This is a genomic window from Streptomyces sp. ISL-98, assembly GCF_018614055.1.
Classification (GTDB): Bacteria; Actinomycetota; Actinomycetes; order Streptomycetales; family Streptomycetaceae; genus Streptomyces; species Streptomyces spiramyceticus.
In genome coordinates this window covers 65,850-87,423 of the sequence record NZ_JAGGPB010000001.1, presented here as the reverse complement: position 1 = coordinate 87,423, position 21,574 = coordinate 65,850, and the positions used below count along the sequence as shown (strand labels likewise).

Genomic DNA, 21,574 nt, shown 5'->3' with positions numbered 1-21,574 from the left:
GGGGCTCAGGTCAGGACGCGATCGGGCTGATGCGGTACAGCACTTCCGGCAGGTGTGTTCCCTCGGGGAACAGCCCGCCGTCGAAGAGCACCTCGCGTTCCAGGGACGCCCCGCGGCGCTCGGCGTACGACGTGAACAGCCGGTCGGAGGCGGTGTTGTCCGGGGTGATGGTCGTCTCGATCGATCTGACCCCCTGATGCGCGGCGACCTGTTCGGTCAGCGCGTCCAGGAGAGTGCCGGCCAGCCCGCGGCCGCGGTGGGCGTGGTCGACGGCCACCTGCCAGACGACCAGCGTCTCGGGGCGCTCGGGGCGTACGTAGCCCGTGATGAAGGCGATCGGTTCGCCTCCGGGGCTGTCCCGGGCCACGACGGAGGTCGCCGCGAAGTCGCGGCACCACAGCAGATAGCTGTACGAGGAGTTCAGGTCCAGGACCTTGGAGTCGCGGGCAATGCGCCAGATCGCGGCTCCGTCCTCCACTCGTGGCGCTTCGATCTGCAGGAATTCGCTTCGGGCACGTGCAAGGTCTGCTTGTGCGGCAGTCATGCAGAGGGAATTTACCGAGCAAATTCAAAAAGTGCATCGTCGGATGGGGTTGGGTGAGAGCCCTCTTTGTGTTATCGCGCGGGCGCGCACTTCGCGCGAGCAGACTGCAAATCCGGGTGATTTGCCCGGAAATTACCGGGCAAATCGTCTTGCATGTGGGGTCGGTCACATGCTCGTAACTGCCTCGATCTCCTGCCGAAATCTTAGCGTTTAGGGTCGGAGAAAGCGGGCAGAAGAAAACGGGAAGCTGCTCCGAATAAAGCGGCTTCCCGTCATCATAAATTCATTGAATTCAAAGAATCTATTCGCTGGGCCAGGTTTCCGAAACTGCCGTCCGGGCAGCTTCGAGGTCGACGTGGCAGCCGAACTCGCTCAGTGCCGCCCCCAGTGCGCCGAGTGACGAAAGGACCGCACCCCGCGTGGCATCGACCCCGTAGTGATTGACCCGGATCATCTCCTTGGACAGCGCCCCACCACCCGCGATCAGCGGCAGCGAAGGGTCGTCGGCGAGCGCCTTCGCGACCAGCTCCGACGCGTCCACGCCCGAAGGCGCGCGCAGCGTCGTGGCGACCGGCGCCGCCTCCCGCGCCCCGAGGACGTACGGCTCGAGACCGCCGCCCAGGGCGACCGCACCCGCGCGGGTCGCGGAGGAGGCGGCGCTGTGGCGGGCCATCAGCGCGTCCAGTCCCTCCGCCTCGATACGCTCCACGCACGCCTCCAGCGCCAGCATCTCCAGCTGCGCGGGCGCGTGCAGCAGCGCCCTGCGGCCACCGTCGATCCACCGCTCCTTCCAGTCCAGGAGGGAGAGGTACGAGCGGCGCGGAGCCGAAGGGTTGGCGGCGAGCCGCTCCCAGGCGCGCGCACTGACCGACACCGCCGACACACCGGCCGGGCCGCCCATCGCCTTCTGCGCGCCGATCACGCACAGGTCGACACCCCACTCGTCCGGCAGCAGCGGCTCGGCGCCCACCGAGGCGACCGCGTCGAGCATGAAGAGGGCGCCGTGGGCGCGTACGACCTCACCGATCTCGGCCACCGGGTTGGTGTTGCCGGTCGCCGCCTCCGCGTGCACCACCGAGACGAAGTCGATCTCCGGGTGCTCGTCGAGTGCCCGGCCGACCTGCTCGGCGGTGACCGCCGTGTGGAACGGGACGGTCAGGTCGAAGACGGCCGCGCCGCAGTCGCGCAGCCAGTTGCCGAAGGTCTGCCCGTACGGACCGGTCACCACGTTCAGCGCGGCCGAGCCGGGGCGGGCGCCGCCGCGGATGCAGCCTTCGAGAGGGAGCAGCGCCTCGCCCTGCATGATGACCACGTCCTGCTCGGTGGAGAGCAGCGAGGCGACCCGGCGCTCGATGGCCGCGAAGTGCGCGGCGGTCAGCGGGGCCAGGTCCAGAAGCGGATGTGTCACGGCGGAGCTCTCTTCGGATCAGTGTTCGGTCTCTTGTTCGTCTCTCCGCGGCGAGCGTATCCGCCCCCTCGTAGAGTGCTGTGCATGAGCGATCAGATGGTGCTGCGCGTGAGGGGACGGGTGCTCGCAGGCCCCGACGACGTACGGGACGAGCTGTGGGCCGTCGACGGGCGGATCACCTACGAACGGCCCGCCGGTGTACGGGATGCCGTACGGGACGTGCCGACCGTCGAAGGCTGGGTGCTGCCCGGGCTCGTCGACGCGCACTGCCATGTCGGACTCGACCGGCACGGCCCGGTCGACGAAACCACCAGCGAGAAGCAGGCCCTCACCGACCGGGAGGCGGGCACGCTGCTGATCCGCGACGCGGGATCGCCGTCCGACACCCGCTGGATCGACGACCGCGCCGACCTGCCGAAGATCATCAGGGCGGGCCGCCACATCGCCCGTACCCGCCGCTACATCCGCAATTACGCGCACGAGATCGAGCCCGGCGACCTGGTCGCCTACGTCGCGCGGGAGGCGCGGCGCAGCGACGGCTGGGTCAAGCTCGTCGGCGACTGGCTCGACCGCGAGACCGGGGACCTGGGCGCGTGCTGGCCGCGCGGCGAGGTCGAGGCGGCCATCGCCGAGGCGCACCGGCTGGGCGCCAGGGTCACCGCGCACTGCTTCGCCGAGGACTCCCTGCGCGACCTCGTCGAGGCCGGGATCGACTGCATCGAGCACGCCACCGGGCTCACCGAGGACACCATCCCGCTCTTCGCGGAGCGCGGCGTCGCGATTGTCCCGACGCTGGTCAACATCGCGACCTTCCCGCATCTCGCGGACGGCGGCGAGGCGAAGTTCCCGCGCTGGTCGGCCCATATGCGGGACCTCCACAAGCGCCGGTACGACACGGTGCGTTCGGCGTACGACGCGGGCATCCCGGTCTTCGTCGGCACCGACGCGGGCGGCTCACTGGCCCACGGCCTGGTGGCGGCCGAGGTCGCCGAACTGGTGAAGGCCGGCATCCCGGCCCTGGACGCGCTCTCGGCGACCGCGTGGGGCGCGCGGGAATGGCTCGGGCGGCCCGGGCTGGAGGAGGGCGCCCCCGCGGACTTTGTGGTGTACGACGAGGATCCGCGGGCGGACGTACGGGTGCTGGCGGCGCCGCGCGTGATCGTGCTCGACGGGCGGGTCGTCGGCTAGGAACGGCCTTTGTCTGTTGCGGGAGGGGTGCAGGGGGAAGCCTGTGCCGCGAGATTCGAATGCGAGGGCGGAAACCCCACTTTGGGGTGAACTCACGTCAGGTTGCTGACCGTTCACTCTCAGTGCGTAAAGATTCCGGTGTCCCGGTCGTCGGCGCCCACGATGTCCCCGTGGTGTGCGCCGGGCGACGCCAAGTCACCCGTGGGGGTTCCACCACCGTGAACAGCTCTCTCTTCAGCATGCCCGCACGCCGTTCGGCGGCCGCCGCGGCGGCTCTGGCACTCGCCTCAGGTCCTGCTGCGGCGTCCGCGCACGCCACTGGTGGCGACGGCGGTGGCGGTGGCCGCGATGGAAAAGCAGGCGCCGTCGTGCTCCGCACCGGGCTCGACGTCTCGCTGCTCAACAAGACCGTCGACGTGCCGCTCACGACCACGCTCAACGAGGTCAAGGCCCCGGCCAGCGCCGAAAAGACCGCCCTGACGGTCGAGTTGGACGGCGTCGAACAGGGCAACCCGGTCAGCGTGCTGCGCGCGGACGTCGCCACGGCGAAGGCGACGGCCGACGCGCACAAGGCCGAGGGCTACACCAACCTCGCGCACGCGAAGGTGCATGTGCCGGGGCTGCCGCTGCTCTCGCTCATCGAGGTCGAGAAGGTCACCTCGAAGGCGCTCTGCGAGGCGGGCAAGCAGCCCGTCGCGGAGTCGAATGTGCTGGGTGCGGTGACGGTGCTCGGCAAGAAGGTCACGCTGTCGGCGAGCGGGCCGACGCGGGTGGAGGTGCCAGCGGTTGGTGAGGTGACGCTCGACCTGTCGAAGACGCATACGACTTCGCGTACGGCGGCGGCGACGGCACTTGAACTCAAGGTGTCCGTGAACCCGCTCAAGCTGAACGTCGCGGAGGTCGAGGGCACAGTCACGCTCGGGGCGGCGACGTGCGAGTCGCCGCGGGCGCGTGATGTGGAGGTGCAGACGGCGACTGAACCCCGGCGGCCCGAGGCGAACCTCGCGGAGACCGGGGGCAGTTCGACGACGCCGTACCTGGTGGGTGGTGCGGTTGCGCTGCTTGCGGTGGGGAGCGGGGCGCTGGTGCTGGTGCGTGCTCGGGCTCGTAGCCGGGCTTGAGGTGGGGGTGGGCCAGGGGTGCGGTGCGGGGCTGCCTGCGGCGCAGTTTCCCCACCCCTCCCCACCCCTCCCGGGGAGGGGTGGGCAACAACTAGTCGGCCACCAACGTCAGTGCCTGGTCCAGCGCCTGGAGGAAGCGGCCCGTCGTGGACCGGTCCCGTACGGCCAGGCGCAGCCACTCCGTGCCGAGCCCCGGGAACGTGTCCCCCCGCCGCACCGCGAAGCCGAGGCCGCGCAGGCGTTCCCGTACCTCCTCCGCACGCTTCATCCGTACCAGTACGAACGGACCCTCTGCCGCCTCCACCGCCCGTACCTCGTCGAACTCCGCCAGCCCGGCCAGCAGATGCGCCCGGTCGGAGGCCACCCGGTGCGCGGCCCGCGTCGCCTCCGCGAGCGCCGCCGGTGATACGCACGCCTCCGCGGCCGTCAGCGCGGGCGTGGACACCGGCCACAGTGGCTGCGCCCGCTCCAGCGCCGCGATCGTCTCCGGCTCCGCCAGGACGTACCCGATGCGCAGCCCGGCCAGACCCCAAGTCTTCGTCAGGCTGCGCAGCACGACCAGGCCGGGTACGTCCGTACGCCCCGCCAGGGCCTCCGGCTCGTCCGGCACCGCGTCCATGAACGCCTCGTCGACCACCAGCGTCCGCCCAGGGCGGGCCAGCCCGGCGATGGCGGACGCCGGGTGGAGGACGGACGTGGGGTTCGTCGGGTTGCCGATCACCACCAGGTCGGCGTCCTCGGGGACGGCCGCCGGAGCGAGCCGGAAGCCGTCCTCCTCACGCAGCAGGACACGGCCGACCTCGTGGCCCGCGTCCCGCAGCGCCGCCTCCGGCTCCGTGAACTGCGGGTGTACGACGACGGGGCGACGTACCGCGAGAGCGCGGGCCAGCAGTACGAACGCCTCCGCTGCACCCGCCGTCAGCAGCACCCGCTCGACCGGCAGCCCGTGCCGCGCCGCGACCGCCGCGCGCGCGGCCCGCCCGTCCGGGTAGGCCGCGAGCGTGTCGAGGGATGCTGCTATACGGGCCTTGAGCCAGGCCGGGGGAGTGCCGGCCCGTACGTTCACCGCCAGATCGGTGAGATCACCCTCCCGCACCTCTGCGTCCCCGTGGTGACGCAGATCGTGCGTGGTGTCAGTGCGCGTGCGCATGGTGGTGGTGGCCGTGTCCGTGACTGTGCCCGTCGTCGTCGGGGTGGAAGTGCGGCTGCTGCGGCGCACCCACCTTGTCCTCGAAGCCGGGCAGCGCGATCCGGTAGACACAGGAGTCGCAGTTCATGCGCAGGTCGCCCTTGACGGCCTCCCGGTAGCGCTCCATCACGAGGTCCATCAACTCCTCGGCGGGACCGATGACATCGGCCGAACGCACCCCCGTCTCCGGGTGCGCCTCGGCCCAGTCCTGCGTCTGCTGCCGCACCCGGTCCGGCAGGATCCCGGTGAAGAGGAAGTACGGCAGGACCACTATCTGCTTGGCCCCGAGCTTCGTGCAGCGGTCGAGTCCGCTCGGCACGTCGGGAGCGGCGAGCGAGACGAAGGCGGTTTCCACACCCGCGTACCCACGACCCTCCCAGAACAGCCGTGCCGCCTTGTACACCTCGGCGTTGGCGTCCGGGTCGGTCGAGCCGCGGCCCACGAGCAGCACGGTCACCTCGGAGCGGTCCGTGTCGCCGAGGACCTCGTCGACCCGCCGCTCCAGGACGGCCAGCAGACCCGGGTGCGGGCCGAGCGGACGGCCGTACGTGTACGAGATGCCCGGGTGGCGCTCCTTCTCGCGGGTCAGCGCCGCCGGAATGTCGCCCTTGGCGTGACCGGCCGAGACCAGCATCAGCGGGACGGCCGCGAAGCGTTTGACACCGCGCTCCACGAGGTCCGTGACGGCGTCGCCGAGCGGCGGCGGGGACAGCTCGATGAAGCCGCCGGCGACCGGCAGTTCGGGGTGCCGCCTGCCCAGCTCCTCCACGAAGCTGCGGAAGGCTCCGGCACCCGCTTCGTCACGGGTGCCGTGGCCGGCGATGAGCAGTGCGGGCGCGGTGGTCACGCGTTCTCCTTGGTGAGGGGGGTGAGGGGGGTGTAGAGCAGGGCGTTCAGTGCCGCCGCTGCGACCGCCGAACCGCCCTTCTCCGAAACATTGCTGACGGCGGGCAGACCGCTCTCGCGCAGCGCCGCCTTGGACTCGGCCGCCCCGACGAAGCCGACGGGCAGGCCGATGACGAGCGCGGGCGCGGCGTCGAGGAGCAGCAGCTCCTCCAGGGCGGTCGGAGCGCAGCCGATCACCCACAGGGCGCCGGGCCCCACCTGCTCGTACGCCAGCCTGATCGCATGGGCGCTGCGGGTCAGTTCCGGCCCCGCCTTCGCGTCCTTCAGCCGGCATACCGTCTCGCGCCGCGTGATGCCCGCGGCGACCATCTCCACATCCACGACGACCGGCGCACCGGCGTGCAGGGCGGCGTGCGCGGCTTCGAGGGAGCGCTCGTCGCAGACCAGGTCGGTGGCGTACTCCAGATCGGCCGCGGAGTGGATGACGCGCTCGACGACGGCCCGCGTCAGCGGTGCGAAATGCGAGGTGTCGAGGCGGGAGCGCAGGCGCCGGAAGGACTCCTGCTCGATGGGATGCACAACCCTCTGCATTACGAACCCTCCGTCTGCCAGCGGTAGCCGCGCGGTGTCACCATGCGGCCGGCGATCTCGCGGGCGGCGGTGTTGCCGACGACCACGACGGTCATCATGTCGACGGTCGTCGGGTCGAGTGCGGCGATCGTGGTGAGGCGGCTTGTTCCGTCCGGTCGCGAGGCGTTCCGTACGACACCCACGGGCGTCGTGGGCTCGCGGTGCTCCGCGAGGATCGACAGCGCCTTGGGGAGCTGCCAGTCGCGGCCCCGGCTGCGGGGGTTGTAGAACGTGACGACGATGTCGGCCTCCGCCGCGGCCCGTACGCGCCGCTCGATGACCTCCCAGGGTGTGTGCAGGTCGGAGAGGCTGATCGAGACGTGGTCGTGGCCGAGCGGCGCCCCCAGGATCGCGGCGGCGGCGAGCGCCGCCGTCACGCCCGGTACGCCGACGACGTCGATGTCGTCGCTCGCCTCGGCGAGGGCGGGCGACGCCATGGCGTACACGCCCGCGTCACCGGACCCGATGAGCGCGACGGCGTGCCCGGCGCGGGCCTCGGCGACAGCGGTACGGGCCCGCTCCTCCTCGGCGCCGAGTCCCGACTCCAGGACGCGCGTGCCAGGCCGCAGCAGATCCCTGATCTGGTCGACGTACTGATCGAGCCCGACGAGCACCGACGCACGCCGGATCTCCTCCCGGGCCCGCGGCGTCAGCAGATCGCGTGCGCCGGGTCCGAGCCCGACGACCGCGAGCCGCCCGCGCGGCTCCTTGCGTACGACGGCGCAGGTGGCCATCGCGGCACGCCCCTCGGGGGCCGACTTCCGCTTCGGCACGAGGAGTTCACCCCCGCCGGCGAGTGCGGCTGCCTCCGCGACGGACGGCGTCCCGACAGCGGCGAGCGGAGCCCCCGAGGGGTTGGGTACGTCGATACGGGCGAGCTCTTCGGCGGCGTACGTCGTCAGGGGCACCCCGAGCCGGGCGGCGGCCCCCACGATCCCGGCCTCGTCGGCCTTGGCGTCGACGGTGGCGAGCGCGGCGACGGAACGCGCCGAGAGCCCGGCGGAGGCCAGCGTCTCCTCGACGAGCCCGAGCACCTCGTCGACGGAAGCCCCCTTGCTGGCCCCCACGCCGACGACCAGCGACGGCGGCCGCAGTACGACCTCCCGCTCGCCTGTCTCGACCACGCGGTCGGTGACACGCAGGACGGCGTCCGCCGCCGGTCCCGTCCCCGCCGGCGTCACATTCCCCGGCAGCGGCGGCAGCGGCCACACCGCGTCCGCCTCCAGCGTCACCGGGGTGCCGTCCAGGATCGCGCGGGTCACCGTCGCTGTCGCGCCCTCGACGGGCCAGCCCAGGGTGTCCAGGCCCGGGACGTCCGTGGCGTCCGTCGCCGTCGTGATCACGGGGGCGCAGCCCAGCACCTCGGACACCGCGAGCGCCAGCTCGTTGGCGCCGCCGCCGTGGCCGCCCAGCAAGGACACCGCGTGGCGCTGTGCCTCGTCGACGCACACCACGCCCGGGTCCGACGCCTTGTCGGCGAGGAGCGGGGCGATCAGCCGTACGACCGCGCCCGTCGCGAGGAAGCACACCAACTGCTCGCACTCCGCGAAGGCACGCCCGACAGCCTCCCGCACCGGGCCCTCGTACACGCGGGTACGCCCGGGCCAGGCCGCGGCCAGCCGGTCGCGGGCCACGGCGCCTGCCGCCGTGGCTGAGATGAGGCCGATCACTGAACTGCTCCTTCAATTACGGGTTCTGCTACGGGTTCTGCGGGGCGATGACCCCACAGCAGGAAGACGGGATTGGCCGCCGCGAGCCGGGTCACGTCCCCGGGCAGCGGCGCGAGGCGGGACGACTGCAGCAGTACGCCCTCGGGTTCGAAGCCGGCGGCCGACAGGGCGGCGCGTACCGCGGGCACCCTGTCGAGCGCCGCCAGGGCGACGACGACCGTGCGCCGCGCACGCCGGGCGCACGCCGCGACGATGGCGGGCAGTTCGCGCCCGCCGCCGCCGATGAACACCGCGTCGGGCTCGGGCAGCTGGGACAGCACCGTGGGCGCCGCGCCGTGCATCGTCTGTACGTCCACGCCGTGCGCGGCGGCGTTCGCCCGGACGCGCTCGACTCCGTCGTGGGTCTGCTCCACGGCGACCGCGGCCGCACCGAGCCGCGCGCACTCCACGGCCACGGATCCCGACCCGGCGCCGATGTCCCACACCAGGTCGCCGAGGCGGGGGCCGAGCCTGGCCAGTGCCAGGGCCCGTACCTCGTACTTGGTGATCATCGAGTCGCGGTGCTCGAACGCGTCCTCGGGCAGGGCCCATCCGCCGGGCACCACACCGTGCCCGGCGACCGTCCGCTGGACCGGCGCCAGCGCCCGCGCCTCGTCCAGGCATACGACGACGCTGACCGCCCCCGGCCAGTCGCGCGCCGCGGCCTCGGCGGGGGAGAGGCGCTCGACGCTCTCGCCCGCCGGGTCGCCGAGCGCGGAAGCGACGATGAGGGTGCGCGGAATGCCGGTACGGGCGAGCGCGGCGCCCAGTTCGGCGGGCCCGGCGCCGGGCCCGGTCAGGACGGCCGTCTTCGGGTGCGCCCGGCACACGTTCACGGCGGTCCGCAGCGCCCGCCCGTGCGCGCTGACGACGACCGCGTCGTCCCACGGCAGCCCGAGCCGCGCGAAGGCGACCGCGACGGAGGGGGCCCCGGGCCGTACATCCAGAGCGTCCGCGCCGAAGCGCTCGGCCAGCGCCCGTACGATCCCGAAGAACCCGGGATCGCCGGAGGCCAGCACCACGACCCCCGCCTCCGCGTGCTTGGCCAGATGCTCCGCGACCGCGTCCAGCGCGGGCGCGAGCGGCCCGAGCACCACCCGGGCCGTGCCGTCGGGCAGCCCGGCGGCGTCCAGGTGGCGCCGCCCGCCGACGACAAGCCCGGCGGCGTCGAGCGCCGCACGGGCGTCGGGGGAGAGCGGGGCGCCCGTCCCCGTACCCACAACAGTGATCATGACCCGGACTTCTCCGCACTCACCTCTGCGGACTTCTGCGCCGCCCGCAGCGCGGCCCGCGCCGTCAGGTCGGCCCGCCGGAAGCCGTGGAAGTGCCCGGGGTGGTAGAGGTGCGAGCGCGTGCCGGACGCGGCCAGCGCGGGCCCCACCAGGAAGAGCGTGTGCTTCCAGAGCTTGTGCTCCTTCACCGTCTCCTCCAGCGTCGCGATGGTGCACCGCAGCACCAACTCCTCCGGCCAGGTGACCTGGTACGCGATGACGACCGGGGTGTCCGTCGGGTAGCCGCCCTCCAGCAGCTCCGTCGTCAGCTGCCCCGACCGGGCCGCCGACAGGAACACGGCCATCGTCGTGCCGTGCCGCGCGAACTCCCGCACTTCCTCACCGGGCGGCATCGGCGTCTTGCCGCCGCCGAGGCGGGTCAGGATCACGGACTGCGCGACCTCGGGAATCGTCAGCTCGCGCTGTGCGATCGCGGCGACCGCCGAGAAGGACGAGACGCCCGGCACGATCTCGACGGCCAGGCCGAGCTCGTCGCACCGGTCGACCTGCTCCTGCGTGCCACCCCACAGGGCGGGGTCGCCGGAGTGCACGCGGGCGACCTTCAGACCGTCCCGCAGAGCCCGCTCGTACACCGCGACCACGTCCTCCAGGGACATCGCCGCCGAGTCCAGGATCTCGGCGCCCTCGCGCGCGTGCTCCAGGATCTCTGCCTGCACCAGGCTCGCCGCCCAGATCACGACATCGGCTTCGGCGATGGCGCGCGCGGCGCGGAAGGTCAGCAGGTCGGCGGCGCCAGGGCCGGCGCCGACGAAGGTCACCTTGCCGGTGGGGGCATCGGCCATGAGTGGGGTCCTCTCGAAACGGGGTGAATCAGGCGAATCGGATGAAACGGGGCGGAAGTTGGATGTGCGAAGCAGAGGGGCAATCGGCTAGCAAGAGCACATGGCGGTTTTCGTCGCGCTCGGCGCGTTCTTCATGACGCTGTTCGGCGGGTGGGTCGCCCAGCGCGTCACCGACCGCCGCCACTTGGTGCTGGGCCTGGCGGGCGGGCTGATGCTCGGCGTCGTCGGCCTGGACCTGCTGCCGGAGGCGATGGAGGCCGCGGGCGACGATCTGTACGGGGTGCCACAGGCCCTGCTGCTGTTCGTCGGCGGCTTTCTGGCGGCCCACCTGGTGGAACGCCTGCTCGCCGTACGCCGGGCGGCACACGGCGCGCATGTCACAGCGGCGCGAAGCGCCTCGGCCAGGGGTGGTGGTCGGGCGGCGGGAGGGCGCACCCCTCAGGTCGGGCTGACGGCAGCGGCGGCCATGGTCGGCCACAGCCTGATGGACGGCATCGCGATCGGCGCGGCATTCCAGGTCGGCGAAGGCATGGGCACGACCGTCGCGCTCGCCGTCGTCACCCACGATTTCGCCGACGGATTCAACACGTACACGCTCACGAGCCTGTACGGAAACAAGCGCAGCAAGGCCGTGGCGATGCTGATCGCGGACGCCCTGGCGCCCGTGATCGGCGCGGCGTCCACCTCGCTGTTCACCCTTCCGGAGGAACTCCTCGGAAGCTATCTGGGCTTCTTCGGCGGCGCCCTGCTCTACCTCGCGGCCGCCGAAATCCTCCCCGAGGCCCACCACGAACACCCGGCCCGCTCCACGCTGCTGTGCACGGTCGCGGGAGTGGCCTTCATCTGGCTGGTGGTGGGCGTCGCGGCCTGATCTCACAACTTGCCTCCGCGCCGACCGTCGCGCCGCGCGGGCGCGATGAGAGTCGAGAGATACGGAAGCGAATCGCCGTCGGCGAGCTCCGACGCAGGCCGAATCGATTCCTCGGCCAGCCCGAGCGCGGACCCCCACACCGCGTCCTCGGCACGCCCGGTCTCGCGCAGCGCGGTCGCCACCTCGCCGGCCAGCCGCCCGAACTTGTACGCCACGACCGTCCCGGGCCCCTCAAGGGCCTCCTTCAGCACAGCCGAACCGGCTGTCACGGGAACGAGGGTCAGCGGCTCCGTACCCTCGGTCAGGACGGCACCACTGCGGGCCGCCAGATCCTGCATGGCGGTGATGCCGGGCACAGTCACCACCTCGGTACCGGGGACCAGACCGAGGATCGTCTGCGCGAGATAGGTGAACGTCGAGTAGACGTTGGGATCACCGATCGTCGCGAACGCCACCGTGCCGTGCGCACGCAGCAGTTCGGCGACGCGCGACCCCGCCGCGTCCCAGGCGGCTTCGCGCCGCGCCCGGTCCTCACGCTCATTGAGCGCGAAGACGACCCGGACGACCTTTGCCGCATCGACGTAATGCAGCACGGTCGCCTCGGCCCGGCCGGGTTCGCCGACATCTGTTCCATCGGCCGCAGCCATGACCGGTACGACCACGACGGCCGCGTCCCGAAGGGCATTGACGCCCTTTACGGTCACCAGCTCAGGGTCGCCGGGCCCGACGCCGACACCGGTCAGCTTTGTGATCATCCCGCTCATCCCGCGCACCTCTCGACAAATCTCTTGGCCATGCCGGGATCGGCAGCCCAGTGGGTATGCAGATAGCTGGCATGCACACCCTGTTGTACGAACCCCTCGACCCGCCGCTCGGGAAGATGCATCCCCCAGGCGGGAGCCGCACCGGCCCCGGGCTCGATCACCGTCCGGTGAAACTCGTGCCCCCGCATCCGAGTCCCGACGGCGGCGAGCGAACTGTCGGAAACCGCAACCGCTTCCCGATACCCCAGCGTCAGCCGCTCCGACATCCGCGCCTCCGCATCGAGCACCCCGCACATGGGCTGCCCGTCGAGAGACCGCGACAAATAGAGCAACCCGGCACACTCGGCTGCAACGGGCGCCCCGGACAACGCCAGCTCGGCAACGGCCTTGCGCAACGGCTCATTGCCGGACAGCTCCGGGGCGTACACCTCGGGAAAGCCGCCGCCGATGACGAGCCCCCGGGTCCCGTCGGGCAGCCGCTCGTCCCGGAGGGGATCGAACGGCACGACCTCGGCCCCGGCGGCGGCGAGCAACTCCGCGTGCTCGGCGTACGAGAACGTGAACGCGGCCCCGGAGGCGACGGCCACAACAGGCCGCGCAGACGAACTCGGCCCCTCCGCGGCAGGCCCACCCCCGGGCTCCCACGCAGCCACGCCGAGCTCCGGCGCACTCCGGGCCAGGGCGAGCACCGCATCCAGGTCACACCCCACCCGCACCTGCTCCGCCAGCGCAGCAACCGCCTCCAGCGCATCCGCCCGCCGCTCGGCGACCGGCACCAGCCCAAGGTGCCGCGAAGGCGTCCGCACCTGCTTCGCCCGCCGCAAAGCCCCCAGCACCGGCACCCCGGACGCGTCCAGCGCCTCCCGCAGCAACTCCTCGTGCCGCTCCGAGCCCACCTTGTTCAGGATCACCCCGCCGATCCGCACCTCCGGATCCCACGACGCGAAGCCGTGCACCAGCGCCGCCACCGACCGCGACTGCGAAGACGCATCGACGACCAGCACCACCGGGGCCCGCAGCAGCTTGGAAATCTGCGCCGTGGACGCGAGTTCACCTTGCCCCGACGCCCCGTCGTACATCCCCATCACGCCCTCGACGACTGCCACGTCGCACCCGGAAGCCCCATGAGCGAACAACGGCGCGACCAAATCGGTCCCGCACAGATACGCATCAAGATTGCGCCCGGGCCGCCCGGTGGCCAGCGCGTGATACCCGGGGTCGATGTAGTCGGGCCCCACCTTGTGCGGCGAAACGCGCAGTCCCCGGGCCGCGAAGGCAGCCATCAGCCCCGTCGCGACAGTGGTCTTCCCACTCCCCGACGACGGCGCCGCGACAACAAGACGTGCTACCACTCGATGCCCCGCTGCCCCTTCTGGCCCGCGTCCATCGGGTGCTTGACCTTCGACATGTCGGTCACCAGGTCAGCGGCCTCGACCAGTTTCTCGGGAGCGTTGCGCCCGGTAATCACGACATGCTGCGTCCCCGGCCGGTCCCGCAGCACCTCGACCACCTCATCGACGTCCACCCACCCCCAGTGCATCGGGTAAGCAAACTCGTCCAGCACATAGAGCTTGTACGTCTCGGCGGCCAGGTCCCGCTTGACCTGCTCCCACCCCTCACGCGCCGCCGCCTCGTTGTCGAGCTGCGAGTCGCGCTGCACCCACGACCAGCCCTCGCCCATCTTGTGCCAGGCGACGGACCCGCCCTCGCCGCTCGCGCCCAGCACCTTCAGCGCGTTCTCCTCGCCGACCTTCCACTTCGCCGACTTGACGAACTGGAACACCCCGATCGGCCACCCCTGATTCCAGGCCCGCAGCGCAAGCCCGAAGGCTGCGGTCGACTTGCCCTTCCCGATCCCCGTGTGCACGACGACGAGCGGCCGGTTGCGCCGCTGGCGCGTGGTGAGCCCGTCTTCCGGTACGACGCTCGGCTGTCCCTGCGGCATCAGGCTGCCCTCCTGCTGTTCGTTCCCTGTACGTCCTTGACGAGCCCGGCAATGCTGTCGGCCCGCAGCTCGTCGAGCGTGACGGCGCTGCCGCCCAGTTCACGCGCCAGATCACCGGCCAGACCGAGCCGTACGGGCCCGGACTCGCAGTCCACGACCACCGAGGCGACACCCTCCACCTCGTGCAGCCGGGCCGCCCGCGCGGCCAGAGCCACCGGCTCCGGCCCGCCGGTCGCCCGCCCGTCGGTCACGACGACCAGCAGCGGACGCCGCGACGGATCCCGCAACCGCTCCACACGCAGCACGTCATGTGCTTTCAACAGCCCCGCCGACAGCGGCGTACGCCCGCCCGTGGGCAGGATCTCCAGCCGGGCGGCGGCCGCATCCACGGACGACGTAGGCGGAAGCACAAGCTCCGCGTCCTTCCCCCGGAACGTCACCAGCCCCACCTTGTCCCGCCGCTGATAGGCGTCGAGCAGCAGCGAAAGAACAGCCCCCTTGACCGCGCTCATCCGCTGCCGGGCAGCCATCGACCCGGACGCGTCCACGACGAACAGCACGAGGTTCCCCTCGCGCCCCTCCCGCGTCGCCTGCCGCAGATCGTCGCGGCGCACCACCAGACCGCGCCCACTGCGCCCCCGCGCCCGCTGATGCGGCGCGGCGGCCTGCACGGTGGCCGCCAAGTGCAGCTTGGTGAGCGCCCCTTGAGGCCGCCGGGCACCCGTCGTACGCCCGTGCTCGGTACGCGCACGGGACCGGCGCCCCGCAGCACCCTCGCCCAGACCGGGCACGCTCAGCACCTTCGTGCGGAACGGCTCACCCGCCCTGGCGGCAGCCTGCTCGCCACCGGACCCGGCGGGAGCCTGCTGCCCCTCCCCGGCCTCGGGCTCGGCCTCACCGGGCTGATCCGGCGCGTCGGACGCCCCGCCGCCATCACCCTGCGGCGGCTGCCCACCCCCACCGGGCCCGTCGGGATCAGGATCGTCGTCCTCGGATCCGCTGTTCTGCTCCAGCGTGTCGTCGAGCTTGTCCTCGTCGAGCCCCGGCGCGTCGAACGGGTTGCGCCGACGCCGGTGCGGAAGCGCCAGCAACGCGGCCTGCCGCACATCCTCAGCTATTACGTCGGTGCGCCCCGCCCAAGCGGCCAGAGCGGTAGCAGTCCGGGCCATCACAATGTCGGCCCGCATACCGTCGACCTCGAAGGCCGCGCAGGTGGCGGCGATCTGCCGCAACGCACCGTCCCCCAGCCGCACGTCGGGCAGCAACGCCCGCGCACCCACGATCCGGGCCCGCAGCGCGGCCTCTTCACCGGCCCACTTCGCGGCAAACGCGGCCGGATCGTCGTCGTACGCAAGCCTTCGCCGTACGACCTCCACCCGCTGATCGGTCTCCCGGGACGCGGCCACCTCCACGGTCAGCCCGAACCGGTCGAGCAACTGCGGCCGCAGCTCGCCCTCTTCGGGGTTCATGGTCCCGACGAGCAGAAAGCGGGAGGCGTGCCGTACGGAAACACCTTCACGCTCGACGTACGACGCGCCCATGGCAGCGGCGTCCAGCAGCAGGTCGACCAGGTGGTCGTGCAGCAGGTTGACCTCGTCGACGTACAGAATCCCGCGGTGCGCGTCGGCGAGCAGCCCCGGCTCGAAGGCCTTGACGCCTTCGGCCAGCGCCCGCTCGATGTCGAGCGCACCGACGAGCCGGTCCTCGGACGCGCCGACGGGCAGCTCAACCATCCGAGCGGCCCGCGACGTGCCGCTCGCAACCTCGTGCGGTCCGTCGGGACACGCCGGGTCGGGCGCCCCGGGCGCACAAGAGAACCGACACCCGGCGACAACGGCAACTTCCGGTATAAGCGCCGAAAGGGCACGTACCGCAGTCGACTTGGCGGTGCCCTTCTCACCACGTACGAGCACGCCACCGACGGCGGGCGAGACAGCGTTCAGCAGGAGACCGAGCCGCAGATCGTCCTGTCCGACGATGGCAGTAAAGGGATAAGGCGTACTCACGAGGAAGCCTCCAGATCAAGCGGATTGCGGGAAGGCGCGGGGCGGGGGAACAAGCCCGCAGGCGCCCTCACGCGTCACCTTCCAGGTCGCCCTCGAGCTCCAGATACGTCGCCCGCAGCCGCTCCAGCGTCTCCGCGTCCGGCTCCGCCCACAGCCCACGCTCGGCCGCCTCGAGAAGCCGCTCCGTGATCCCGCGCAGCGCCCAGGGGTTGGACTTCTTCATGAAGTCCTGGTTCTCCGGATCGAAGACGTACTCGGAGCTGAGCTTCTCGTACATCCAGTCGTCGACCACACCCGCCGTAGCGTCGTACCCGAACAGGTAATCCACCGTCGCGGCCATCTCGAAAGCGCCCTTGTACCCATGCCTGCGCATGGCCGCCATCCACCGCGGATTGACCACCCGCGCCCGGAACACCCGGTGCGTCTCCTCGCCCAGCGTCCGCGTCTTCACCTGGTCGGGCGTCGCGCTGTCACCCACATACGCCTCGGGCGACTCACCCGTCAGGTGACGCACCATGGCGACCATGCCGCCGTGGTACTGGAAGTAGTCGTCGGCATCGACCAGATCGTGTTCGCGCGTATCGACATTCTTCGCGGCCACAGCGATCCGCCGGAACGCCGTCTCCATGTCCCCGCGGGCTGCTCGTCCCTCGAGCCCGCGCCCGTACGCATAACCGCCCCACACCGCGTACACCTCGGCCAGGTCCGCGTCCGAGCGCCAGTTCCGCGCATCGATCAGCGGCAGCAGCCCCGCCCCATAAGCCCCGGGCTTCGAGCCGAAGATACGAGCCGTAGCGCGCCGACGGTCACCGTGCTCGGCGGTGTCCTCGTCCGCGTGCGCACGCACGAAGTTGCGGTCGCCGGGCTCATCGAGCTCGGCCACGGTCCGTACCGCATCGTCAATGAGCCCCACCACATGCGGGAACGCATCCCGGAAGAACCCGGAAATGCGCACCGTGACGTCGATACGCGGCCGCCCCAGCTCCTCCAGCGGCACGACGTCGAACCCCGTCACCCGCCGCGAAGCGTCGTCCCACACCGGCCGGCACCCGAGCAGCGCCAGGATCTCCGCGATGTCGTCGCCCTGGGTGCGCATCGCGGACGTACCCCACACCGTCAGGCCGACCGACTTCGGGTACTCGCCGGTGTCCGTCAGGTACCGGGCCACCAGCGAGTCGGCCAGTGCCTGCCCGACCTCCCACGACAGCCGCGACGGGATCGCCTTCGGGTCGACGGAGTAGAAGTTGCGCCCGGTCGGCAGGACATTCACGAGACCGCGCGTCGGCGAACCCGAGGGCCCGGCCGGAACATAGCCGCCGTCCAGCGCGTGCAGGATGTTGCCGATCTCGTCAGTCGTACGGGCAAGCCTCGGCACGACCTCGTCGCACGCGAACCGCAGCACGGCCACCGCGTCCGGCAGTTCGACGCCCAGCACCTCGTCCACCAGGCCGGCGGCCTCCGTGGCGTCCCAGCGGCGCTCCTCCATGCCCTCGGCGAGCCGTCGGCACAGCTGCTCCAGCAGGTCGATCGCGTCGGCGCCGGTCCGCGCCGGGCCGTCGACCAGCGCGGTCAGACCGTCCGCCACCTTCACGGCCGCACCGGGCTCGCCCAGCAGCTCCTTCTCGACCAGGCCGAAGTGCTCGGCGAGACACGCCCGCAGGCCGGGCAGCGCGTTGGCCTTGCCGCCCCACACCTGGGAGGCACGGAGTACGGCCAGCACCAGGTTGACCCGGGGCTCGGCCTCGGGGCCACCGCCCAGCACATGCAGGCCGTCGCGGATCTGGACGTCCTTGATCTCGCACAGGTAGCCGTCGATGTGCATGACGAACTCGTCGAAGTCGTCGTCGTCCGGCTGCTCGTCGAGGTGCAGGTCGTGGTGGAGCTGGGCCGCCGTCACCAGCGTCCAGATCTGTGCCCGCACCGCGGGCGCCTTGGCCGGGTCGAGGTCGCTGACCAGCGCGTACTCGTCCAGCAGCTGTTCGAGCTTCGCCAGGTCCCCGTACGTGTCCGCACGCGCCATCGGCGGCACCAGGTGGTCCACGACCGTCGCGTGCCCGCGCCGCTTGGCCTGCGTGCCCTCGCCCGGGTCGTTGACGATGAACGGGTAGATCAGCGGCAGCTCACCCATGACGGCGTCAGGACCGCAACCGGCCGACAGCCCGAGGCCCTTCCCCGGCAGCCACTCCATCGTGCCGTGCTTGCCCATGTGGATGATCGCGTCCGCACCGAAGCTGTTTTCGAGCCACTGGTACGCCGCCATGTAGTGGTGCGAGGGCGGCATGTCCGGGTCGTGGTAGATCGCGATCGGGTTCTCGCCGAAGCCGCGCGGCGGCTGGATCATCACGACGACATTGCCGAACTGCAGGGACGCCAGCACGATCTCGTCACCGTCGACGTACAGCTGCCCCGGTGCCTCGCCCCAGTGCTCCAGCATCCCGTCGCGCAGCTCGGGCTCCAGCTTGTCGAACCACCCCTGGTAGTCGGCGAGCGGCACCCGCGCGGGGGCGGCGGCCAGCTGCTCCTCGGTCAGCCACTCGACGTCGTGCCCACCGGCGTTGATGAGCCGGTGGATCAGCTCGTCGCCGTTGTCGGGGTGCCCTTCGACGCCGTATCCGGCGTCGCGCAGGGCATCGAGGACCCGGATCGCGGAAGCGGGCGTGTCGAGACCCACTGCGTTGCCCACCCGTGAGTGCTTCGTCGGGTACGCCGTGAAGACCAGCGCGAGGCGCTTCTCACCGTTCGGCTTGTGCGCCAGCCTGGCGTGCCGTACGGCGATACCGGCCACGCGCGCGGCCCGCTCGGGATCGGCGACGTACACCGGGACATCGCCCTCGCCCTGCTCCTTGAAGGAGAAGGGCACGGTGATGAGCCGGCCGTCGAACTCGGGGATGGCGACCTGCATCGCCGCGTCCATCGGCGAGAGCGCCGCATCGGACTCGTCCCACGTCGCGCGTGACGACGTAAGGCAGAGGCCTTGCAGTACGGGCACGTTGAGGTCGGCGAGCGCGCCGATGTCCCACGCCTCGTCGTCACCCCCGGCCGAGGCGTCGCTGGCCCGCGTGCCGCCCGCCGCCAGGACCGTGGCGATCAGCGCGTCGGCCTTGCCCAGCTCCTCGTACAGCTCCGGGTCGGCGCTGCGCAGTGAGCCGCAGTAGACGGGGAGGGCGTTGGCGCCCTTCGCCTCGATCTGGTCGCACAGTACGTCGACGAAGGACGTGTTCCCGGACAGCTCGTGAGCCCGGTAGAAGAGCACGCCGACCGTCGGGCGCCCTTCGGTGTAGGCGCGCTCACCGTGCACGCCCCACTCGGGCATCTTCTGCGGCTCGGCGAAGCCGACACCGGTCAGCAGCACGGTGTCGGACAGGAACCGGGCCAGCTCGACCAGGTTCCCCGGCCCGCCCTCGACGAGGTAGCGCAGCGCCTCGGCGACGACGCCCGCCGGTACGGACGACTCGGCCATCAGCTCGGCGTCCGGCACCGTCTCACCGCCCAGCAGGACGGTCGGAATCCCGGAGGCCTTGAGGACGGCGAGCCCGTCCTCCCAGGCGCGCTTGCCGCCGAGCAGCCGTACGACGGCGACGGAGGCGCCCTCGATCAGTGCGGGCAGTTCCCCTGCCGCGTCGATACGGGTGGGGTTGCCGATGCGGTACGGGGCGCCGGAGGCGCGTGCCGCCAGCAGATCCGTATCGGCGGTGGACAGCAAAAGCACAGTGTTCATGCGGGCGCTCCAGGTGCGATGAAGGGAAGTCCTGACGGCGCGCCCGACTCGATCAGCCGCAGCAGCGCATCTGTATCCGCGTGTTCTTCGATGAGGTCGCCGAGGCGGTCGAGCTGCTCCTCGCGCAGCGCCTCGAACGAGGTGTCCGGTGCAGGTACGAAACGGCGCCCTGCGGCGGCCGCGACCTCGCGCAGGAACGCGCGCCGGAAGGAGTCGCTCTCCAGCGAGCCGTGCCAGTGGGTGCCCCAGACGGAGCCGGCGCGGCACCCGTCCAGGCTGTGTCCATTGTCATCAGAGATGAACGGTGTGCCCCCCAGCACTTCGGCGACCCCGTGATGGATCTCGTATCCCTCGACGGGCTCGCCCAGGGCGCTGCCGACCGGCCGCGCCAGCGTCTTCTCGACGGCGAACCGCACGCGCACCGGCAGCAGTCCGAGCCCGTCCACAGCCCCGGCCTTCGACTCGACGTCGTCCTCGATGCGCTCGCCCAGCACCTGGTAGCCGCCGCAGATGCCGAGTACCGGACGGCCTTCCGCCGCCCGCCGGGCCAGCGCGCCGGCGAGCCCGCGCTCGCGGAGCCACTCCAGGGCCTTCACCGTGCCCCGCGTCCCCGGCACGATCACGAGGTCCGCGTCGGCGAGCTCTTCGGCCCGGTCCACGAACCGCACGACGACGCCCGGTTCGGCGGCGAGCGCGTCCACATCCGTGAAGTTCGACATGAGCGGCACGGCGCACACGGCGACGCGCAGCACGTCCTCCCCGACCGGCGGGGCGACGACGGACTCCCGAATGGCGCCGCGCAAGGACACCCGAAGGCCGTCCTCCTCGTCGATGCCGAGGCCGTGCGCGAAGGGCAGTACGCCGTACGTACGCCGCCCCGTCAGGCCCTCCAGCATGTCGAGCCCGGGTTCGAGGAGGGACACGTCACCCCGGAACTTGTTCACCAGATAGCCCGCGACGAGCGACTGGTCCTCGGCACTCAACAGGGCCGTCGTACCGAAGAAGGAAGCGAAGACACCGCCCCGGTCGATGTCGCCGACGACGACCACCGGGAAGCGGGCCGCCCGCGCGATGCCCATGTTGACGATGTCCGTACGCCGCAGATTGATCTCGGCCGGACTGCCGGCCCCCTCGCAGATCACGGCGTCATACGTGCCCCGCAATTCCCGCAGACAGTCCGTCACCGTCCCCAACAGCGCTTCTTGCCTGCCTCCGTGGTAGCCGCGAGCGCTCATCTCACCCACCGGCTTGCCCATCAGCACCACCTGGCTGCTGCGGTCACTGCCCGGCTTGAGGAGGACGGGGTTCATGAGCGCGGTCGGCTCCACGCGGGCCGCCTGCGCCTGCATGGCCTGCGCGCGCCCGATCTCCGCGCCCTCGCGCGTCACGAACGAATTCAGCGACATGTTCTGCGCCTTGAACGGTGCGACCTTGACCCCCTGCCGCACCAGCCACCGGCAGATCCCCGCGGTCACCACGCTCTTCCCGGCGTCGGACGTGGTCCCCGCGACAAGCAGGCCACCGCCCAGTGCGCCGTCGCCCAGTGCCCCACCGCCCCATG

The 21,574-nt window shown here is 71.5% G+C and carries 17 protein-coding genes; 3 read left to right on the top strand and 14 right to left on the bottom strand.

Going from position 1 to position 21,574, the window contains the following annotated elements:
• Nucleotides 1-10 precede the first annotated feature (10 nt).
• Nucleotides 11-544 carry a diaminobutyrate acetyltransferase gene (gene ectA / locus J7I98_RS00425; RefSeq protein WP_214914271.1) on the bottom strand — a complete coding sequence of 178 codons (534 nt, stop codon included), beginning with the start codon at nt 542-544 and terminating at the stop codon, nt 11-13.
• 301 nt (nt 545-845) lie between these two features.
• Entirely contained in the window at nt 846-1,952 is a 1,107-nt protein-coding gene (locus J7I98_RS00420; RefSeq protein WP_214914268.1) for an aminotransferase class V-fold PLP-dependent enzyme, read from the bottom strand.
• Nucleotides 1,953-2,036: 84 nt separating this feature from the next.
• On the opposite strand from J7I98_RS00420, the gene J7I98_RS00415 reads away from it, so the two are divergent.
• Both J7I98_RS00415 and J7I98_RS00410 read left to right on the top strand, forming a co-directional pair.
• Nucleotides 2,037-3,140, top strand: coding sequence for an amidohydrolase family protein (locus J7I98_RS00415; protein WP_214914264.1), 1,104 nt, complete (start codon nt 2,037-2,039; stop codon nt 3,138-3,140).
• A gap of 239 nt (nt 3,141-3,379) precedes the next feature.
• The gene (locus J7I98_RS00410) at nt 3,380-4,261 is read left to right on the top strand and encodes an SCO1860 family LAETG-anchored protein (RefSeq protein ID WP_251019964.1); all 882 of its coding nucleotides are present in this window, start codon (nt 3,380-3,382) and stop codon (nt 4,259-4,261) included.
• A gap of 91 nt (nt 4,262-4,352) precedes the next feature.
• On the opposite strand, the gene cobC is transcribed toward J7I98_RS00410, so the two are convergent.
• The 6 genes from cobC to cobM are packed head-to-tail and all read right to left on the bottom strand — an operon-like array spanning nt 4,353 to nt 10,709.
• A complete protein-coding gene (gene cobC, locus J7I98_RS00405) occupies nt 4,353-5,411 on the bottom strand; it encodes an Rv2231c family pyridoxal phosphate-dependent protein CobC (protein ID WP_214915535.1) in 1,059 nt (352 codons plus the stop codon).
• Nucleotides 5,395-6,297, bottom strand: a complete 903-nt coding sequence (locus J7I98_RS00400; protein WP_214914258.1) for a sirohydrochlorin chelatase — start codon at nt 6,295-6,297, stop codon at nt 5,395-5,397. The genes cobC and J7I98_RS00400 overlap by 17 nt, the downstream gene beginning before the upstream one ends.
• The gene (locus J7I98_RS00395) at nt 6,294-6,887 is read right to left on the bottom strand and encodes a precorrin-8X methylmutase (RefSeq protein ID WP_214914255.1); all 594 of its coding nucleotides are present in this window, start codon (nt 6,885-6,887) and stop codon (nt 6,294-6,296) included. The genes J7I98_RS00400 and J7I98_RS00395 overlap by 4 nt, the downstream gene beginning before the upstream one ends.
• Nucleotides 6,887-8,596 (bottom strand): precorrin-3B C(17)-methyltransferase, encoded by a 1,710-nt coding sequence (cobJ, locus tag J7I98_RS00390; RefSeq protein WP_214914251.1) that lies wholly within the window; start codon nt 8,594-8,596, stop codon nt 6,887-6,889. The genes J7I98_RS00395 and cobJ overlap by 1 nt, the downstream gene beginning before the upstream one ends.
• Nucleotides 8,593-9,867 (bottom strand): precorrin-6y C5,15-methyltransferase (decarboxylating) subunit CbiE, encoded by a 1,275-nt coding sequence (gene cbiE / locus J7I98_RS00385; RefSeq protein WP_214914248.1) that lies wholly within the window; start codon nt 9,865-9,867, stop codon nt 8,593-8,595. The genes cobJ and cbiE overlap by 4 nt, the downstream gene beginning before the upstream one ends.
• Nucleotides 9,864-10,709: a precorrin-4 C(11)-methyltransferase gene (gene cobM, locus J7I98_RS00380; protein WP_214914245.1), complete on the bottom strand. Its 846-nt coding sequence runs from the start codon at nt 10,707-10,709 to the stop codon at nt 9,864-9,866. Before cobM ends, cbiE begins: the two co-directional genes overlap by 4 nt.
• A gap of 100 nt (nt 10,710-10,809) precedes the next feature.
• On the opposite strand from cobM, the gene J7I98_RS00375 reads away from it, so the two are divergent.
• Complete coding sequence (locus J7I98_RS00375; RefSeq protein WP_214914242.1) at nt 10,810-11,580, top strand: ZIP family metal transporter; 771 nt, start codon at nt 10,810-10,812, stop codon at nt 11,578-11,580.
• 2 nt (nt 11,581-11,582) lie between these two features.
• Here the strand turns inward: J7I98_RS00375 and cobI are convergent, their stop codons facing one another.
• From cobI to J7I98_RS00345, 6 genes are all read right to left on the bottom strand, one after another.
• Nucleotides 11,583-12,335 (bottom strand): precorrin-2 C(20)-methyltransferase, encoded by a 753-nt coding sequence (gene cobI, locus J7I98_RS00370; protein ID WP_214915532.1) that lies wholly within the window; start codon nt 12,333-12,335, stop codon nt 11,583-11,585.
• A 5-nt stretch (nt 12,336-12,340) separates the two neighbouring features.
• Complete coding sequence (locus tag J7I98_RS00365) at nt 12,341-13,696, bottom strand: cobyrinate a,c-diamide synthase (protein WP_214914239.1); 1,356 nt, start codon at nt 13,694-13,696, stop codon at nt 12,341-12,343.
• Nucleotides 13,690-14,289 carry a cob(I)yrinic acid a,c-diamide adenosyltransferase gene (gene cobO, locus J7I98_RS00360; RefSeq protein ID WP_214914236.1) on the bottom strand — a complete coding sequence of 200 codons (600 nt, stop codon included), beginning with the start codon at nt 14,287-14,289 and terminating at the stop codon, nt 13,690-13,692. Before cobO ends, J7I98_RS00365 begins: the two co-directional genes overlap by 7 nt.
• Entirely contained in the window at nt 14,289-16,295 is a 2,007-nt protein-coding gene (locus J7I98_RS00355) for a putative cobaltochelatase (protein WP_214914233.1), read from the bottom strand. The genes cobO and J7I98_RS00355 overlap by 1 nt, the downstream gene beginning before the upstream one ends.
• A gap of 67 nt (nt 16,296-16,362) precedes the next feature.
• Complete coding sequence (cobN, locus tag J7I98_RS00350) at nt 16,363-20,013, bottom strand: cobaltochelatase subunit CobN (protein WP_214914231.1); 3,651 nt, start codon at nt 20,011-20,013, stop codon at nt 16,363-16,365.
• Nucleotides 20,010-21,542 (bottom strand): cobyric acid synthase, encoded by a 1,533-nt coding sequence (locus J7I98_RS00345; protein WP_214915529.1) that lies wholly within the window; start codon nt 21,540-21,542, stop codon nt 20,010-20,012. Before J7I98_RS00345 ends, cobN begins: the two co-directional genes overlap by 4 nt.
• Nucleotides 21,543-21,574 lie beyond the last annotated feature (32 nt).

Excerpts from the sequence above, each read along its gene's own strand:
- J7I98_RS00410 (WP_251019964.1), top strand. The coding sequence starts at position 3,380 with ATGCCCGCACGCCGTTCGGCGGCCGCCGCGGCGGCTCTGGCACTCGCC.
- J7I98_RS00415 (WP_214914264.1), top strand. The coding sequence starts at position 2,037 with ATGAGCGATCAGATGGTGCTGCGCGTGAGGGGACGGGTGCTCGCAGGC.
- J7I98_RS00395 (WP_214914255.1), bottom strand. The coding sequence starts at position 6,887 with ATGCAGAGGGTTGTGCATCCCATCGAGCAGGAGTCCTTCCGGCGCCTG.
- ectA (WP_214914271.1), bottom strand. The coding sequence starts at position 544 with ATGACTGCCGCACAAGCAGACCTTGCACGTGCCCGAAGCGAATTCCTG.
- cobC (WP_214915535.1), bottom strand. The coding sequence starts at position 5,411 with ATGCGCACGCGCACTGACACCACGCACGATCTGCGTCACCACGGGGAC.
- cobN (WP_214914231.1), bottom strand. The coding sequence starts at position 20,013 with ATGAACACTGTGCTTTTGCTGTCCACCGCCGATACGGATCTGCTGGCG.
- cobI (WP_214915532.1), bottom strand. The coding sequence starts at position 12,335 with ATGATCACAAAGCTGACCGGTGTCGGCGTCGGGCCCGGCGACCCTGAG.
- cobM (WP_214914245.1), bottom strand. The coding sequence starts at position 10,709 with ATGGCCGATGCCCCCACCGGCAAGGTGACCTTCGTCGGCGCCGGCCCT.
- J7I98_RS00375 (WP_214914242.1), top strand. The coding sequence starts at position 10,810 with ATGGCGGTTTTCGTCGCGCTCGGCGCGTTCTTCATGACGCTGTTCGGC.
- cobO (WP_214914236.1), bottom strand. The coding sequence starts at position 14,289 with ATGCCGCAGGGACAGCCGAGCGTCGTACCGGAAGACGGGCTCACCACG.
- cbiE (WP_214914248.1), bottom strand. The coding sequence starts at position 9,867 with ATGATCACTGTTGTGGGTACGGGGACGGGCGCCCCGCTCTCCCCCGAC.